The 13,872-nt window shown below is 61.5% G+C and carries 15 protein-coding genes and 2 pseudogenes; 9 read left to right on the top strand and 8 right to left on the bottom strand.

The window, feature by feature from the left end:
* Positions 1 to 3 precede the first annotated feature (3 nt).
* The 7 genes and pseudogenes from DSD28_RS02850 to DSD28_RS02820 all read left to right on the top strand — a co-directional run bounded on the left by DSD28_RS02850 (position 4) and on the right by DSD28_RS02820 (position 6,507).
* The gene (locus DSD28_RS02850) at positions 4 to 723 is read left to right on the top strand and encodes an amino acid ABC transporter ATP-binding protein (RefSeq protein ID WP_245424716.1); all 720 of its coding nucleotides are present in this window, start codon (positions 4 to 6) and stop codon (positions 721 to 723) included.
* Positions 724 to 749: 26 nt separating this feature from the next.
* Positions 750 to 1,559: a transporter substrate-binding domain-containing protein gene (locus DSD28_RS02845; RefSeq protein ID WP_119254818.1), complete on the top strand. Its 810-nt coding sequence runs from the start codon at positions 750 to 752 to the stop codon at positions 1,557 to 1,559.
* 67 nt (positions 1,560 to 1,626) lie between these two features.
* Positions 1,627 to 2,556 (top strand): dihydrodipicolinate synthase family protein, encoded by a 930-nt coding sequence (locus tag DSD28_RS02840; RefSeq protein WP_205536141.1) that lies wholly within the window; start codon positions 1,627 to 1,629, stop codon positions 2,554 to 2,556.
* 3 nt (positions 2,557 to 2,559) lie between these two features.
* A complete protein-coding gene (locus DSD28_RS02835; RefSeq protein ID WP_119254817.1) occupies positions 2,560 to 3,366 on the top strand; it encodes a shikimate dehydrogenase family protein in 807 nt (268 codons plus the stop codon).
* A gap of 1,327 nt (positions 3,367 to 4,693) precedes the next feature.
* Positions 4,694 to 5,134: pseudogene (locus tag DSD28_RS02830) on the top strand (TIM barrel protein); the annotation flags it as partial.
* A 25-nt stretch (positions 5,135 to 5,159) separates the two neighbouring features.
* On the top strand, positions 5,160 to 6,182 hold the full coding sequence (locus DSD28_RS02825; protein ID WP_119254816.1) for a Gfo/Idh/MocA family oxidoreductase: 1,023 nt from the start codon (positions 5,160 to 5,162) through the stop codon (positions 6,180 to 6,182).
* Between the two features lie 13 nt (positions 6,183 to 6,195).
* A complete protein-coding gene (locus tag DSD28_RS02820) occupies positions 6,196 to 6,507 on the top strand; it encodes a MurR/RpiR family transcriptional regulator (RefSeq protein ID WP_119254815.1) in 312 nt (103 codons plus the stop codon).
* A gap of 100 nt (positions 6,508 to 6,607) precedes the next feature.
* Here the strand turns inward: DSD28_RS02820 and DSD28_RS02815 are convergent, their stop codons facing one another.
* From DSD28_RS02815 to DSD28_RS02790, 6 genes are all read right to left on the bottom strand, one after another.
* Complete coding sequence (locus DSD28_RS02815; RefSeq protein WP_245424715.1) at positions 6,608 to 7,333, bottom strand: MBL fold metallo-hydrolase; 726 nt, start codon at positions 7,331 to 7,333, stop codon at positions 6,608 to 6,610.
* An 8-nt stretch (positions 7,334 to 7,341) separates the two neighbouring features.
* Entirely contained in the window at positions 7,342 to 8,082 is a 741-nt protein-coding gene (locus DSD28_RS02810) for an amino acid ABC transporter ATP-binding protein (protein WP_119254813.1), read from the bottom strand.
* 24 nt (positions 8,083 to 8,106) lie between these two features.
* On the bottom strand, positions 8,107 to 8,784 hold the full coding sequence (locus DSD28_RS02805) for an amino acid ABC transporter permease (protein ID WP_119254812.1): 678 nt from the start codon (positions 8,782 to 8,784) through the stop codon (positions 8,107 to 8,109).
* Between the two features lie 16 nt (positions 8,785 to 8,800).
* The gene (locus DSD28_RS02800) at positions 8,801 to 9,613 is read right to left on the bottom strand and encodes a transporter substrate-binding domain-containing protein (RefSeq protein WP_245424714.1); all 813 of its coding nucleotides are present in this window, start codon (positions 9,611 to 9,613) and stop codon (positions 8,801 to 8,803) included.
* A gap of 147 nt (positions 9,614 to 9,760) precedes the next feature.
* Entirely contained in the window at positions 9,761 to 10,063 is a 303-nt protein-coding gene (locus DSD28_RS02795) for a GYD domain-containing protein (RefSeq protein WP_119254810.1), read from the bottom strand.
* Positions 10,060 to 10,734: a cysteine hydrolase family protein gene (locus DSD28_RS02790; protein WP_119254809.1), complete on the bottom strand. Its 675-nt coding sequence runs from the start codon at positions 10,732 to 10,734 to the stop codon at positions 10,060 to 10,062. Before DSD28_RS02790 ends, DSD28_RS02795 begins: the two co-directional genes overlap by 4 nt.
* Positions 10,735 to 10,842: 108 nt before the next feature.
* On the opposite strand from DSD28_RS02790, the gene DSD28_RS02785 reads away from it, so the two are divergent.
* Positions 10,843 to 11,751 carry a LysR substrate-binding domain-containing protein gene (locus tag DSD28_RS02785; protein WP_245424713.1) on the top strand — a complete coding sequence of 303 codons (909 nt, stop codon included), beginning with the start codon at positions 10,843 to 10,845 and terminating at the stop codon, positions 11,749 to 11,751.
* A 31-nt stretch (positions 11,752 to 11,782) separates the two neighbouring features.
* Positions 11,783 to 12,718 carry a LysR substrate-binding domain-containing protein gene (locus DSD28_RS02780; protein WP_119254807.1) on the top strand — a complete coding sequence of 312 codons (936 nt, stop codon included), beginning with the start codon at positions 11,783 to 11,785 and terminating at the stop codon, positions 12,716 to 12,718.
* Between the two features lie 122 nt (positions 12,719 to 12,840).
* On the opposite strand, the pseudogene DSD28_RS02775 reads toward DSD28_RS02780, so the two are convergent.
* Together DSD28_RS02775 and DSD28_RS02770 are read right to left on the bottom strand one after the other, a co-directional pair.
* Positions 12,841 to 12,951, bottom strand: a pseudogene (locus tag DSD28_RS02775) (type II toxin-antitoxin system RelB/DinJ family antitoxin); the annotation flags it as partial.
* A gap of 153 nt (positions 12,952 to 13,104) precedes the next feature.
* The gene (locus tag DSD28_RS02770) at positions 13,105 to 13,869 is read right to left on the bottom strand and encodes an SDR family NAD(P)-dependent oxidoreductase (protein WP_119254806.1); all 765 of its coding nucleotides are present in this window, start codon (positions 13,867 to 13,869) and stop codon (positions 13,105 to 13,107) included.
* Positions 13,870 to 13,872 lie beyond the last annotated feature (3 nt).

The raw sequence follows: 13,872 nt of genomic DNA, 5'->3' as shown, positions 1-13,872 counted from the left end.
CCGATGGTTCGTTTCCATAACCTGCGCAAGAGCTATGGCCAGATCGAGGTGCTGAAGGGCATCGATCTCGAAGTGGCGCCCGGCCAGGTCGTCGCGCTGATCGGACGCTCCGGCTCCGGCAAGAGCACGGCGCTGCGCTGCGTCAACGGACTAGAACGCTTCCAGGCCGGCGAGCTGCAGGTTTGCGGCCATGACCTCGCCGCGGCGAAGGTCGACCTGCGCACGCTGCGCCAGGACGTCGGCATCGTCTTCCAGAGCTACAACCTCTTCCCGCATCTGACGGTCGAGCAGAACGTCACGCTCGCCCCGCGCAAGGTCAAGGGCATCGCCCCGGCCGAGGCGCGGGAGCTTGCCAAGGAGGTGCTGGCGCAGGTCGGCTTGTCCGACAAAATCTCGTCCTACCCCGAGGAGCTTTCCGGCGGCCAGCAACAGCGCGTGGCCATCGCCCGCTCGCTCGCCATGCATCCGCGCCTGATGCTCTTCGATGAGGTCACCTCGGCGCTCGACCCCGAACTGACCGGCGAGGTGCTGAAGGCCATCGAGCGCCTCGCCTCGAACGGCATGACGATGATGCTGGTGACACACGAGATGGCCTTCGCGCGCTCGGTCGCCGACCAGGTGGTCTTCATGCATCAGGGCCGTGTCTGGGAAACCGGACCCGGTGACATGCTGCTCGATCCGCAAACGGCCGAACTTCGGCAGTTTGTCGGCAACGGGCTTTGAACCATTCAACCCAAGGAGGAGAAACCATGTTGAAACTCAAACTGGCCGCAACGGCCGCAAGCCTCGTGATCGGCCTTGCCTTCGGCGTCACCGCCGCCGGCGCGGCCGATGTGCCCGCCGCCATCAAGGAACGCGGCAAAGTGATCGTCGCCATTGACGTCAGCCACCCGCCCTACGGCATGCTGGATTCAGAGGCGAAGGAAACCGGCTCGGACGTCGAGACGGCCAAGCTGCTCGCCGAAGACATGGGCGTCCCGCTGGAGATCGTCCCGGTTTCCGGTGCCAACCGGGTGCCCTCGCTGATCAGCCGCAAGGTAGACATGGTGATCGCCTCGTTCTCGATCACCGCCGAGCGCAAGAAAGTCATTGATTATTCCAAGCCCTACGGCGTCATTCCGGTCGTCGTCTCGGCCTCCAAGGACACAGCCATCAAGGCGCCCGCCGATCTGGCCGGCAAGTCGCTCGCCGTGGCGCGCGGCACTACCGCTGACATCGAGTTGACCCGCATCGTCAAGGACAATGGCGTCGACGCCAATATCGTGCGCTACGAGGACGAGGCGACCACGAACACCGCGGTCGCGACCGGCCAGCAGAACATTCTCGCCGCCGCGCTTTCGACGGCGAACGAGGTGGCCGAGCAGAACCCGGCACTCAACCTGGAAGTCAAGCTCGACATGGCCGCCTATCCGATGGCCGTCGGCCTGCGCAAGGGCGACGACGAGCTGAAGGCCTGGGTCGACGAATGGGTTGCCAAAAATCTCGAAAACGGCAAGCTGAACGCGATCTACGAGAAGTATTTCCACCAGTCGCTGCCAAAGACCATTCCGGAAGAATAAGCCGTTTGCCGGCGCGGGAAAAACCCGCGCCGGTCCTCTCATGACCGTTTTCAGTACAGGATAGACCATGACCGCCGACGCTATGCCCTATCGCGGATTGTTCCCCGTTGCACCGACGCCCTTCCATGACAATGGCGATATCGACCTGGAGGGTCAGCGCCGCGTGCTCGATTGCATGATCGACCAGGGCGTGGACGGCATCTGCCTGCTTGCCAACTATTCCGAACAGTTCCTCCTGACCGACGAGGAGCGCCGCATCCTCACCGAGGACAGTCTTGCCCATGTCGCCGGCCGCGTGCCGGTCATGGTGACGTGCAGCCACTTTTCCACGCGCATCGCCGCCGAGCGCGGCGCCCATGCGCGAAAGCACGGCGCGAGCCTCCTGATGATGATGCCGCCCTATCATGGCGCGGGCGCGCTGCGCGTCGACGAGCAGGCGATCTTCGACCATTTCGCCCGCGTGCAGGACGCCGCCGGCATTCCGATCATGGTGCAGGATGCACCGCTCAGCGGTGTACACCTGTCCGTGCCCTTCCTTGTGCGGCTGGCGCGCGAACTGCCGCTGGTGCGCTATTTCAAGATCGAGGTGCCAGGCACCGCTGCCAAGCTGCGCGCACTGATCGCCGCCGGCGGCGCGGTGATCGAGGGGCCGTTCGACGGTGAGGAAGCGATCACGCTGATGGCCGACCTCGATGCGGGTGCGACGGGCGTTATGTCGAGCGCACTGCTGCCCGATCTCATCCGACCGGTGATTGAGCATCACGTTGCCGGCCGGCGCGATCTCGCCGCCGCCGCGTACCAGCGCATCCTGCCGCTTATCAACTACGAGAACCGCCAGTGCGGTCTTCGTGCCGCCAAGATCGTCATGGCAGAGGGCGGCGTGATCGGCTCGGATGCCGTGCGCCATCCACTGGAGCCGGTCCATCCGGCTATGCGCGAAGGGCTGCTGGAGCTGGCGCGCGAAGTGAACCCGCTCGCGCTCACCTGGGGCAAGTAAGAGATGCCGGGCCGCGACCTCACCGCCATCACCGGCAAGACCCGCGTCCTCGGCATCCTTGCCGATCCGATCGGCCATGTGAAGGCGCCGCCCGGCATCAATGCCATCGCTATCCGGCGCGAGCGGGATGCGGTCATGGTGCCGTTCCAGGTCGCGCCGGAGCACCTCGCGGCCTTCGCCACCTCGCTACGCACGCTGAAGAGCTTCGACGGCGGCATCGTTACGGTGCCGCACAAAGGCGCGATGGCGGATATCTGCGACGAGATCACCCCGCGCGCCCGGATGATGGGCGCGGTCAACGTCATCCGTCGCGAGGATGACGGCCGGCTCGTCGGCGACATGCTGGACGGGGCGGGCTTCGTCGCTGGGCTCGCGTCCGAGGGTGTTTCCGTCAAAGGCAGGCGGGTCTATCTCGTCGGCGCCGGCGGGGCGGCGAGCGCCATCGCCTTCGCCATGATCGAGGCGGGCGTTTCCCACCTGACGCTGGCGAACCGCACGTCGGCCAAGGCGCAGGATCTCTGCGACCGAATCCGCGACCATGCGCCCGACGTCTCCGTCAGCGTCGGCACGGCCGACCCGGCGGGCCATGACATCGTGATTAACGGCACTTCCCTCGGCATGAAGCCCGGCGATCCGCTACCGCTCGACGGAGCGGGCCTTGCGCCCGGAATGGTCGTCGCCGAGGTCGTCATGGAGCCGGAGATCACCCCCCTGCTGGCCGCCGCCCGCGACGCGGGCTGCCGCATCCATCTCGGCAAGCCGATGCTGGAACAGCAGCTCGAACTGATGGCGAGCTTCTTCAAGCTTTGACGTCCCCGTACCGATCCGGTGGTGCGATTCCGATGCGTCAATCGGATCCACGACCCAATCCTTTGGCTATTGCCACCCGCATGAGAGCCGCCCGCCCCGCATCTTCTCGAGGTGGCGTTCTATGTCTTGCGTAGATCATTTCTGCCGGGCGGAAGTTGTCGGTGGCACGAAGCGCATTTATCAAGCGAGATTTCAAGATGGGTCGCGGCATTCTTCTCTGCCGCCGCCAACGCTTCAGCACGATCGCCATGTAGCCGGTTTTTTAGCTGCAAACTAAGGCGGCGCGAGGCGGTCATCGACAGACGGAGGAGTTCGCCGAAAGATAGCCCTCCTCCGTGGCAGACGGCACCTCTCCCTCCCGGTCGCTTTCACACCAAAAACCGTAATCGATGCAAATCGGCCTAAGTGATCGTCGGGAAGAACAGGTCGGGGCGCGACATGCGCCACAAGACTTTCCTTTCGTTTGGGCGGCAAACCAGCGCCGCAGCCGCTCCGTCGACCGTGTCGCCTCCCCGCCGGCAACCTCATGCAACGCCCCGAAGGCCAGCCCTCCTCCCGGTAAGGCCCGATCGATATCGGGAACCGCGAAGGACAGTGAAGAGGGGGGGGCGCACGACCGCACCTTCAAGCGGACCATGCGCTCGCGAAGCTCGACAAGCACGGGATCGATGGCATGGCTCGCCACGGCAGAACTGCCGCTTCTTCAGGGTTTTCAGCCGCCGTTTAAGCCGATAAGTTCTTTATTCGTTCCGATTGACGAAGCGAGTCAATCGGGCCTCCGACCGAGAAGTCTCACCACAGCTAAAGCGTTGAAACGAAGACCATAGCTGAATCAAGGGAATATCCGCCGCTAGGAGAGACAGGGAATTTACTTAGGCGCTGGGGACACATGGCGGCGGCATATCTGGAAAACTCAACGATCGTCAGAGGGAGGCGGTCGAGCACGGCGTCGGGCTGGCCGACGGCGCGGTCGGCGGGCCGCTGCTGATCATCGCGCCGTTGTCGCTGGTTCGCTCGCTGAGGCACTGAAGGCGAAGGCTATGCCCGAGGATTCCTTGGCTTGGCTGAAGGCAAATTTCTTTTGAACCGAACTTGAGCTGGGCCATTGCCTCCGGCCGCCGGAAGAAGGGCTACGTTCCTCACAGATGAAATCGATGCTCATGAGGTCTTACCTTCGTGATGGCAGACCGATCAGCACCAGGAATTCTCAATCCGAATAGACCAAAGCCAGCAGCCAAGCCGAAAGGACGGGCTGAAGCCGCTTGGTCCATTGCGACGATGCGATCCTGGTTCTGTTCATCGGCGCGCGGCGGACGCATTTCGTCACGGCGCCATGTGGCTCAAGGCCCGTGACACCCTTTGCCGCATCGTCGATCTGGCGGAAGCGGAAGACGTCACTTTCACGCTTGAGAACCTCAACCTACCGGTCGACCATCCTGGTGTTCCCTTCGGCCGCGCCGAGGACACGCTTGCCCTCGTCTCCAGCATTGATCATCCGCGCCTGCGGCTCAACCTCGATCTCTACCACGCGCAGATCGGCGAGGGGAATCTCATCGAACTCTGCCGCAAATGCTTGCCGTGGATCGGAGAAATCCAGGTGGCCGATGTTCCCGGACGCTGCGAACCGGGAACCGGCGAGGTCAATTGGCCCGGTGTCACCAAAGCGCTCCACGCCATGGGCTACTCCGGCCCCATCGGCCTTGAAGCCTGGGCGGCGGGTGATTCCGATATCGCTCTCGATGCTTTCCGCACCGCCTTCACCCTTTGAATTCTTCCCAATCAAGGACAATCCCATGCCCAAGACCAACCCCGTTTCCGTCGGCCTGATCGGCGCCGGTCGCATCGGTTCCTTCCACGGCGAAACTGTTGCGCGTCGCCTTGTCGACGCCGACCTCGTCGCCATCGCAGACCCTGCGCCGGACGCAGCCGCGAAACTCGCTAAAAACCTCGAAGTGGACGCAGCCTATACCAATATTGCCGACCTTCTCGCCCATCCCGGCCTGGAAGCCGTGATCATCGCGACGCCCGCGCGCTTCCACACCAACGTGCTCGTACAAGCTGCCGAAGCCGGCAAGGCGATCTTCTGCGAGAAACCCATGGCTCTTACCCTCGATGAAGCCGACAGGGCCATTGCCGCGGCGAAGGCCGCCGGCGTACCGCTTCAGGTCGGCTTCAACCGCCGCTGGGACCAGGCTTTTGCCGAGGGCCGTGCTGCTATCGACGCCGGCAAGATCGGCACGCCGCAATTGATTCGCTCGCTGACGCGCGACCCCGGCCCCTTCGGCGCCGATCCGGAGAAGATCCCGCTCTGGACGATCTTCTACGAGACCCTGATCCATGACTTCGACACATTGCTCTGGTTGAACCCCGGCGCGCGACCGGTCGAGGTTTACGCCACGGCCGATGCTCTGGTTCGTCCGGATTCCCGCGACAAAGGCTTTCTCGACACCGCGGTCGTCACCATTCGCTTCGACAATGGATCGGTCGCCGTCGCAGAAGCCAATTTCTCCGCCCTCTATGGCTATGACATTCGTGGCGAGGTTTTCGGTTCCGCCGGCATGGTGACGATGGGTGACGTCCGCCGCTCCAGCATGACGCTCTTCGACGCCAATGGTGTTTCGAACGACACGTGGCGCCGCGACACCGACCATTTCATTCACGGCTACACGGCCCAGCTCGCCTCTTTCGTCCGATCCGTCCGTGGCGAAGGCGTCGCGCACGCGCCCACCGGCGCCGACGCCCGCAATGCCCTGGCAATTGCCTTGGCCTGCATCGATTCGGTCAAAACAAAGTCCGCCGTTTCAATGCTTTCGTAAAAAGGATGCGGCCATGGAACAGCCAAAGGACATGGCCGCGCTAAAGCTGCAGATCGCCAATCGCGCCGTTCGCCTTCCCGCACAATGCGAGCGCATCGCTCGCATTGTTTTCCAGCGGCCCGAGATCGTCGCATTCGGCACGGCGAGATCCATCGCACAGACCTTTACGGTGTCGCCGTCGACAATCATGCGATTGATACGCGCACTTGGTTTTGCTCGTTTTCGCGACTTTCGAGCGCTGTTTCAGGACCATTTGCGAAGTGCCTCGGCAGCAGGCCAGCGCATGGAAGCATCAACTCTCGATAGGGTAAGAGCGGTCCCTTGAAAGGAGATGAACCGGCGACTACCCATATTTGGCGAACATTACGTCCGTGCCTAAAAATGAAGCATCGCTCCGGATTGATCACCTGGATCGTTTGCCTTCTTCACCCTTCCTTCGAAGCCAGATAGCTCATTGCGATTTCCCACAGCCGATCTCTGCCAAACATCAGTCCATGACCGCCGTGAACGACATCGACGTCGAGGTCTGATAGGCGATTCATGGTAATTTTGTAGGCTTCGATATCGCATCCCGGCAAATCATCGACGAGGCCACCCTCATATATGGCGTCCCCGCTGAAGAACTCCCCCGTCCTCTGGTCGAGCAGGCCAATGGAACCGGGAGAGTGGCCGGGAAGATGCAGAACCGTGTAGCTGGCATCGCCGATGTCGATGATGTCGTTCTCTGCCAGGGCCTTGGTGAGCGGAGCCGGCGAAATTTTGTAGGCTTCCGGCGTAGTGCCGGTGGGTGCTGCTGCGGTCAGGGCGTCCGGCTGCTTGCGAAAATAGTCGGCGAGCGTGTCCGCATCCGGCATGCGTGCGAAGGCCTCGGCTTCGACGGCGTGGCCCAGCCGCGTCTCAAATTCGTGAAACGAGCCGACATGATCGACATGCACATGGGTCGCTACAGCCAGCACCGGTTTCCCGGAAGGGATGCGGAGCGCGCTCCGGAGATCGGCTAGGCCCATGCCGAAATCAATGACGAGGTCGGCATCCCTGCCGACGACGTGGAACATATTGGCCCGGAAAAAACCATGAACATGCGGCTCCCAGACACGGGTAAGCCGGTCCGAGATCGCCTGCGTTGAAAACCAGTTCGTATTGCTCAACATGGCCTGGCTCAATGCAGCAGCTTGCCGAGGAAGCGCCTTGTGCGCTCATGTGCCGGCGCGGAAAACAGGATGTCGGGCTTGTTGCGTTCGATGATCTGGCCACCATCCATGAAGACGACTTCGCTGGCGACCTCGCGCGCGAAGTTCATCTCGTGGGTGACGCAGATCATCGTCATGCCATCGGCGGCAAGAGAGATCATCGTGTCCAGCACTTCCTTGACCATTTCGGGATCGAGCGCCGAAGTCGGCTCGTCGAACAGCATGATGCTGGGGTTCATGCAAAGGGCGCGCGCGATGGCGACGCGCTGCTGCTGTCCGCCGGAAAGCTGGCCGGGATACTTGTCGGCCTTTTCCGGAATGTGCACGCGTTCAAGGTACTTCATGGCGATCTCGGTCGCCTGCTTTTTCGGCAGCTTGCGCACCCAGCGCTGGGCGACCGTGCAGTTTTCCAGAACCGTCAGGTGCGGGAACAGGTTGAAGTGCTGGAAGACCATGCCGACGTCGCTTCGCACGCGATCGATGCGCTTGAGCTGACTGGTCAGCTCGACCCCGTTGACAGTAATCGAACCTTCCTGATGCACCTCCAGCCGATTCATGCAACGGATCAGCGTCGATTTTCCCGAGCCCGACGGACCACAGATGACAATGCGTTCGCCCTTGTTCACAGTCAGATCAATGTCCTTGAGGACCTGGAAGGCGCCATACCATTTGTTGACGCCGGCAACCTGAATTGCGGTTTGCATGTTCATATCCAACCCGTGGGTTTGCGGCGATCAGCGATAGCCGCGCGACAGCACATATTCGATGCGGTTCTGGGCGAGCGTCAGCACCGAGACGATGACGAGATAGTAGACAAGGGCCGCGCCGTACCACTCCAGGAAGCGGAAGCTGGTGGCGATCGCAAACTGCGAGACAGTCATCAGTTCCTTGAGCGAGATCACGGTCGCAAGCGACGTGGTCTTCAACAGAGAGATGAACTCGTTCATCAGCGAGGGGACCGCGATGCGAAGCGCCTGCGGCATGGTGATGACGAGGAAGATCTGCCAGCGGTGCATGCCGAGCGCCGCCGCACCCTCGCGCTGCCCATGTCCGACGGCGGCAAAGGCACTTCGCAGGATCTCCGCCAGATAGGCGATCTGGATCAGGGACAGCGCCAGGAAGGCCGCGAAGAACGGCGTGAACCAGCCGGCCCGAAAGATTTCGGAGATCTGCGGCAGGCCGTTCCACACGAACAGCAGCACGAGCAATGCCGGTGCGCCGCGGAACAGCCAGACATAGAGCGTCGCCAGCCAACGGGCGGAGCGGCGCGGCGAGCCTGCCATGGAGCCAAGCCCCATGCCGAGCACGAGGGACACGGCCATGACACAGAGGGAGAGGCCAATCGTCAGGAGCGCCCCCTTGAAAAGGGGGGCGCTGAAGATCGCCTGCAGGAAGAGGTCGAGCTCAAACAACGGAAACCGCCTATCGTCAGTTCACGTCGTGCGAAACGTTGGTCGAGGTTTCCGGCAGGTTCCACTTCTTGAGAAACGCCTTCATCTCGCCGCTCGCCTGCAGGGCCTCGATCGCCTCTTTCAGCATCTGCCGGTCGCCATCGCTTTTGCGCAGGTAGATGCCGTAGTTCTCGCTTTCCTCATAGGTGTAGGGAATGGCCAGCCGGCCCGGCACCTGCAGCATGCGATAGGCAGCGGTCGTGTCCTGCGTGATCGTCGCGGTCGCGCGGCCGACCAGGATCTGCTCGATGACGCCTGATGCGGACGGGTAGGTCTGTGCCTGGATCGGGTCCTTGCCGGCTGCTTCCAGTTCGGCATTGAGATCGGCGACCGTCTTTTCGTAGGTCGTGCCGGCTTCGATCGCCATGATCTTGCCGCTGACATCGGCCGGGACTTTCGTCTCCGTGTCGCTCGCCGCGGTGACAAGCACGACGTGAGAGCCGAAATACGGGATGCCGTCGTATTTTTCGAGGCGAGCCGGCGTGATCATGATGCCGCTTGCGACGAGGTCGCAGCGCTTGGAATCGAGCGACGGAAGCAGCCCCTTGAAGTCGCCGACGACATACTCGGCCTTCGCACCCCACCGTTTGGCGATGGCATCCATGACATCGATCTCGAAGCCGACAAGGTCCTTGTCGCCCGGATTTTCATAATATTCCATCGGCGGGAACTCGCCGCTGGTGCAGATCTTCAAGACGCCACCCGATACGAAATCGGGTTTCTGATCGGCGGAGAGGGCGGTACCGGCGCTGGACATGGCGGCAAATATAGTGCCTGCCAGAAGCGACATTTTCATTCCCAGTGTTGCTTTCATCATGGTCGTGTTCCCTTGTTTTTGATGTCTTGCATCGGTGTTTTGTGAAGTCGTATACGAGTGCCTTTCGCAAACAAGCTAAATGTTTTCCTCAAAAAACCGCAGGAAAACTAAAATGTTTGATCAGCCTACGGCGTTGATAATCTGGCCGTATGTCTCGGTGTCGAATGCGGGGAGGATGAGTGGCTCGACATGGCCGTCCCGGCGCGCCGTAAGCACGTATTGCATCATCGCTTCATTGCTCGGCATTTCGAAAACCTGCATGAAATCATAGTTCCCAAGCAGGGCGTAAAAGGCGATCGACCGCCCGCCGAGCGCAGCGACGCGGTCCTCACTGACCTTCCGGCGCTTCGCGCTATCGGTCAGTTCGTCAAGCCCCTTCTGCGTCAGGCGCATCAGCGAAACGTATTTCTGGATCTCACTCATGCCTTCGAATTCCTGAGCTTCTTCAGGCCTTCGAGCACCGCCGCCGTATCGGTCAGCGCGCCGAAAATGCCGTTCTCGACGGTGACCATGTGCAGGGCAGCCTCATGGGCATATTGATCGCCGCTGGCGCAGGCGTCCGAGATCGTCAGGCACTGGAAATTCCGGTCGCAGGCTTCGCGCAGCGTCGTGTGAACGCAGACGTCGGTGGTGCAGCCGGAAAACAACAGATGTGTAATGCCCTGTGCGCGCAAGACATGCTCGAAATCGGTATAGGTGAAGGCACTGTTGCAGGTCTTGTCGACGATGATGTCTTCCGGTCGCACATCGAGTTCGGGAACGATCTGGAAACCGGGGCTCGACCGCAGCAACGCCGTCGTGCCCTCAAGACCCGACCGCTGCCGGCGCCATTTTTCGTAAGGGGTCATGTCCGCGAGGTCTTCGCGATAACCCTGTCGCGTGTGGATGATCAGGATGCCCGCCTCGCGGCAGGCAGCGATGAGCTGGTTTACCGCGGGAAGGATCGCGCGCAGCGGTGCGGGATCATATCCCTGCTTTGCGAAATAGCCCGTGGTGGAAAGGAAATCCTCCTGCAGGTCGATGACGACAAGCGCCGTTTTGCGGACATCGAGATTGCCGTCATAGGGATAGTCGAATGGTTTTGCCGAGATCATGACCACGCTCCTCTTTGTCGATGGGATAGCACCCCTAATAGTTTGAAAAAATCAATTTAAAATCACCGATACCGTTCTATAATGCTAAACGAACAGTCGGATATCCAGATGAGCCGCCTCCCGCCCTACCTGCAATATCTGCCCGCTTTCGAAGCGACTGCACGCCTCGGCGGCGTGCGCCAGGCGGCGGAGGAACTGAACCTCAGCCCGAGCGCCATTTCGTTGCAGCTCAAGAAGCTGAGCGATGCGACGGGCATCATTCTGTTCCGAAAGTCGGGCCGGAATGTTGCCCTCACCCAGGCGGGCAGGGATTTTTCGCAGACCGTCGCCATATCCCTGGGGCAGCTTGATACGGCGACACGGGCATCGCGAAAAATAACCGCCGGCGACCAGCCCGCAGCGCTGTCGGTTTCCGTACCGACCGCGCTCGGGATTGCCTGGCTGACGGCAACCGTCGTCGATTTCGCGCAGTCGCATGGTATTTCCAACCTCACCATCAACGAGGCGATCACCGCTGCGGAGGTGGATTGGGCAGAGAACGATCTGGCTGTTGTCTACGACAATCCACCGTTCACCGGAAAATACTGGCGCTTGCTCAGCGAAGTCCGGCTCTGTGCCGTGTGCTCGCCGACCCTGTTCCCGCGGCTCGACCTGCGCAATCGCGACAGAAAGCTGAGCTCCGTCGCTCTGCTGCATGAAGACGACGGTGGGGAATGGGCAAAATGGTCCGTCGCCGCACGGATCGCCCTTGAGGGCAACACCCGTGTCCGGGTGAACTCGGTGGCGCAGGCGATCGCTTCCGCCGTTCAGGGCCGCGGCGTGGCGCTGGTCTCGGATGTCCTGACGCGAAGCTATCTGAGCGAAGGGCGGCTTATCCAGCCGTTTTCCACCACGATCAATGCGGCGCGGGAATATTACATCGTCTGCCCGGTCGATCGTGCAAACGACCCCGTGCTGCGCGCCCTGGCCGACCGCGTGGTCGAGCAACTACGGCCGGGCCGTGACCAGAATGCCTGATCCGTTGAACATCAATTGAGGGAAGAGACTGATGGCGCTGCCACCCCTTCATGCACTTCGCGTTTTCGAAAGCGTCGCGCGGCTTGGCAATGTCAGCGCGGCGGCGGCCGAGCTGCATGTGACGCCGGGCGCCATCAGCCAGCAGATCCGCGCTCTCCAGGTGACGCTCGGCGTCGATCTCTTTCAAAAACGCGGCCGGCAACTGGCTTTGACGCCGAGCGGGAGCCAACTCCAGCGCTCCGTGGCCAGCGCCATGGAGGCCATCCACACCGGCGTGCGTCAGCTGTCGGCGCATAAATATGGCGGAGCGCCAAAGCGGGCCCTGACCATCTCCATCCCGCAGGTACACGGCGTTGCCTGGCTTGCCACCAGGCTTTTCACCTTCATGGCTGAAAGCCCGAATTTCCAGCTGAAGGTTTTGACCTCTAGCCATTTCCACGGCGTCGACTGGCGCAAGACCGATGTCGCGATCATCTACGGCATGCCGCCATGGCCGGGCTTCTGGTGGCGTCTGCTGCACGGCATCCACATGACGCCGGTTTGCAGCCCGCAACTCCTGCGCGGGCCGAACGCCATCCGCCAGCCCTCGGACCTCGCCTTTCATCGGTTACTGCATGAGGACGACGGCTCGCAGTGGCGACGCTGGCAAGCCGAAGCAGGCATTCCCTATGCCGGCGAGTCCGACGTGCATTTCGACGATTTCGGCATTGTACTCCAGGCAGCTAGAGATGGCTTTGGCGTAGCGCTTAGCGATGAAGTCGTGTCGGCACGCGATCTCGACGAAGGCCGGCTCGTGCAGCCGCTCCGCCTGATCGTGCCAGCTCTTCACAACTACTATTGCATCTGCCCCGACGTGAAGCGCGAAACCGCCGAGGTCAGTTCCTTCATCGACTGGCTCATCGAGGAAGCGGCCTCGCCGTTGGGGCCGCGGGACGAAACAAAAAATACAGCTAACCAAAGCTCTTGAAAGGGCAGGAGCTACCGCCCGACTGATTGGCGTCGAATCACCCGGTTGGCAATGAGTCTGGCCATTCCTGCGCGCCATGTAGGACGCGAAGAATACGTATGTCGTTTCGGTAACGGCATACGCAGGACACGCACCGCATCAGATACCGTAAGCCCCATGCTCTCAAGCACGGCGGAGGCACGATCGCGGACTTCAGAATCAATGCGTGCTTGGACAAGTGCGTTTGCAGCCATAGTTATCTCCACATCCAAGGATAAGGCAATGCAATTGCATGACAAAACCCATAGTGAACCCAAACCATTTCGCGCCGACATGTCCCTATTAAGCTCTTGAAGGGATACGAACCGCTGACTCCATCTTTCATTGAAGCAGGCGGAACAGGGCCATCATTTCGCGAGGTACCCGCCATCGGCATCGAAGCATGCGCCGGTGACGAAGGACGAGGCATCGGATAGCAGGAAGAGAATGACATTGGTGATCTCGTCCGCCTGCCCGACCCGCTGCATCGGATGAAGTGCGGCAGCGGCCCGGCGTTTTTCGTCGTTCAAATGTCCCAGCAGCGGCGTGTCGATAAAGCCCGGCGCGACAGCGTTGATGCGGATGCCTTGTGCTGCATGGTCGAGGGCGGCTGCCTTGGTGAGGCCGATGACGCCATGTTTGGCGGCAGTGTACGCCGGCTGGCCGGCAAAGCCGCGAAACCCCATGATGGAAGAGACATTGACGATGGAACCACCGCCGCGCACCAGCATGGCCGGAACCTGGTGCCGCACCGCGTTGAACACGCCGGTCAGGTTGACCGCAATGATCCTGTCCCATTGCTCAGACGGATAAGACGCGGTTGCGCAGCGCGGCAAGTCGATGCCGGCGGAATTGACGGCGAAATCCAGGCCGCCGAACTTGTCGACACCACGCTTGATAGCCTCTTCCACGCTGGCTATCGTTGTGACATCGACTTCGACCGCCAGCACGGTCTCCGATGGGAGCGTCTTGGCGAAGGCGTCCAGACGTATCTTATCCCGATCCACGAGAACGAGCTTCGCACCGAGATCGGCTAGTCTGCGGGCAGTCGCAGCGCCGATACCCGAAGCGGCGCCTGAAACGAAGGCAACCTTGCCCAAAAATGCCGCGGGATCGAAAAGGGGAGATGCCATGCG

Source organism: Shinella zoogloeoides (assembly GCF_003574625.1).
Lineage (GTDB): Bacteria > Pseudomonadota > Alphaproteobacteria > Rhizobiales > Rhizobiaceae > Shinella > Shinella zoogloeoides_A.
Note: the sequence above shows the minus strand (reverse complement) of the source record. Positions and strands in the feature narration are given on the sequence as shown.

What these genes read in the sequence shown, in the direction of transcription:
- DSD28_RS02850 (WP_245424716.1), top strand. Translation starts at nt 4, where the DNA reads ATGGTTCGTTTCCATAACCTGCGCAAGAGCTATGGCCAGATCGAGGTG.
- DSD28_RS02845 (WP_119254818.1), top strand. Translation starts at nt 750, where the DNA reads ATGTTGAAACTCAAACTGGCCGCAACGGCCGCAAGCCTCGTGATCGGC.
- DSD28_RS02840 (WP_205536141.1), top strand. Translation starts at nt 1,627, where the DNA reads ATGACCGCCGACGCTATGCCCTATCGCGGATTGTTCCCCGTTGCACCG.
- DSD28_RS02835 (WP_119254817.1), top strand. Translation starts at nt 2,560, where the DNA reads ATGCCGGGCCGCGACCTCACCGCCATCACCGGCAAGACCCGCGTCCTC.
- DSD28_RS02825 (WP_119254816.1), top strand. Translation starts at nt 5,160, where the DNA reads ATGCCCAAGACCAACCCCGTTTCCGTCGGCCTGATCGGCGCCGGTCGC.
- DSD28_RS02820 (WP_119254815.1), top strand. Translation starts at nt 6,196, where the DNA reads ATGGAACAGCCAAAGGACATGGCCGCGCTAAAGCTGCAGATCGCCAAT.
- DSD28_RS02815 (WP_245424715.1), bottom strand. Translation starts at nt 7,333, where the DNA reads ATGTTGAGCAATACGAACTGGTTTTCAACGCAGGCGATCTCGGACCGG.
- DSD28_RS02810 (WP_119254813.1), bottom strand. Translation starts at nt 8,082, where the DNA reads ATGAACATGCAAACCGCAATTCAGGTTGCCGGCGTCAACAAATGGTAT.
- DSD28_RS02800 (WP_245424714.1), bottom strand. Translation starts at nt 9,613, where the DNA reads ATGTCGCTTCTGGCAGGCACTATATTTGCCGCCATGTCCAGCGCCGGT.
- DSD28_RS02795 (WP_119254810.1), bottom strand. Translation starts at nt 10,063, where the DNA reads ATGAGTGAGATCCAGAAATACGTTTCGCTGATGCGCCTGACGCAGAAG.
- DSD28_RS02790 (WP_119254809.1), bottom strand. Translation starts at nt 10,734, where the DNA reads ATGATCTCGGCAAAACCATTCGACTATCCCTATGACGGCAATCTCGAT.
- DSD28_RS02785 (WP_245424713.1), top strand. Translation starts at nt 10,843, where the DNA reads ATGAGCCGCCTCCCGCCCTACCTGCAATATCTGCCCGCTTTCGAAGCG.
- DSD28_RS02780 (WP_119254807.1), top strand. Translation starts at nt 11,783, where the DNA reads ATGGCGCTGCCACCCCTTCATGCACTTCGCGTTTTCGAAAGCGTCGCG.
- DSD28_RS02770 (WP_119254806.1), bottom strand. Translation starts at nt 13,869, where the DNA reads ATGGCATCTCCCCTTTTCGATCCCGCGGCATTTTTGGGCAAGGTTGCC.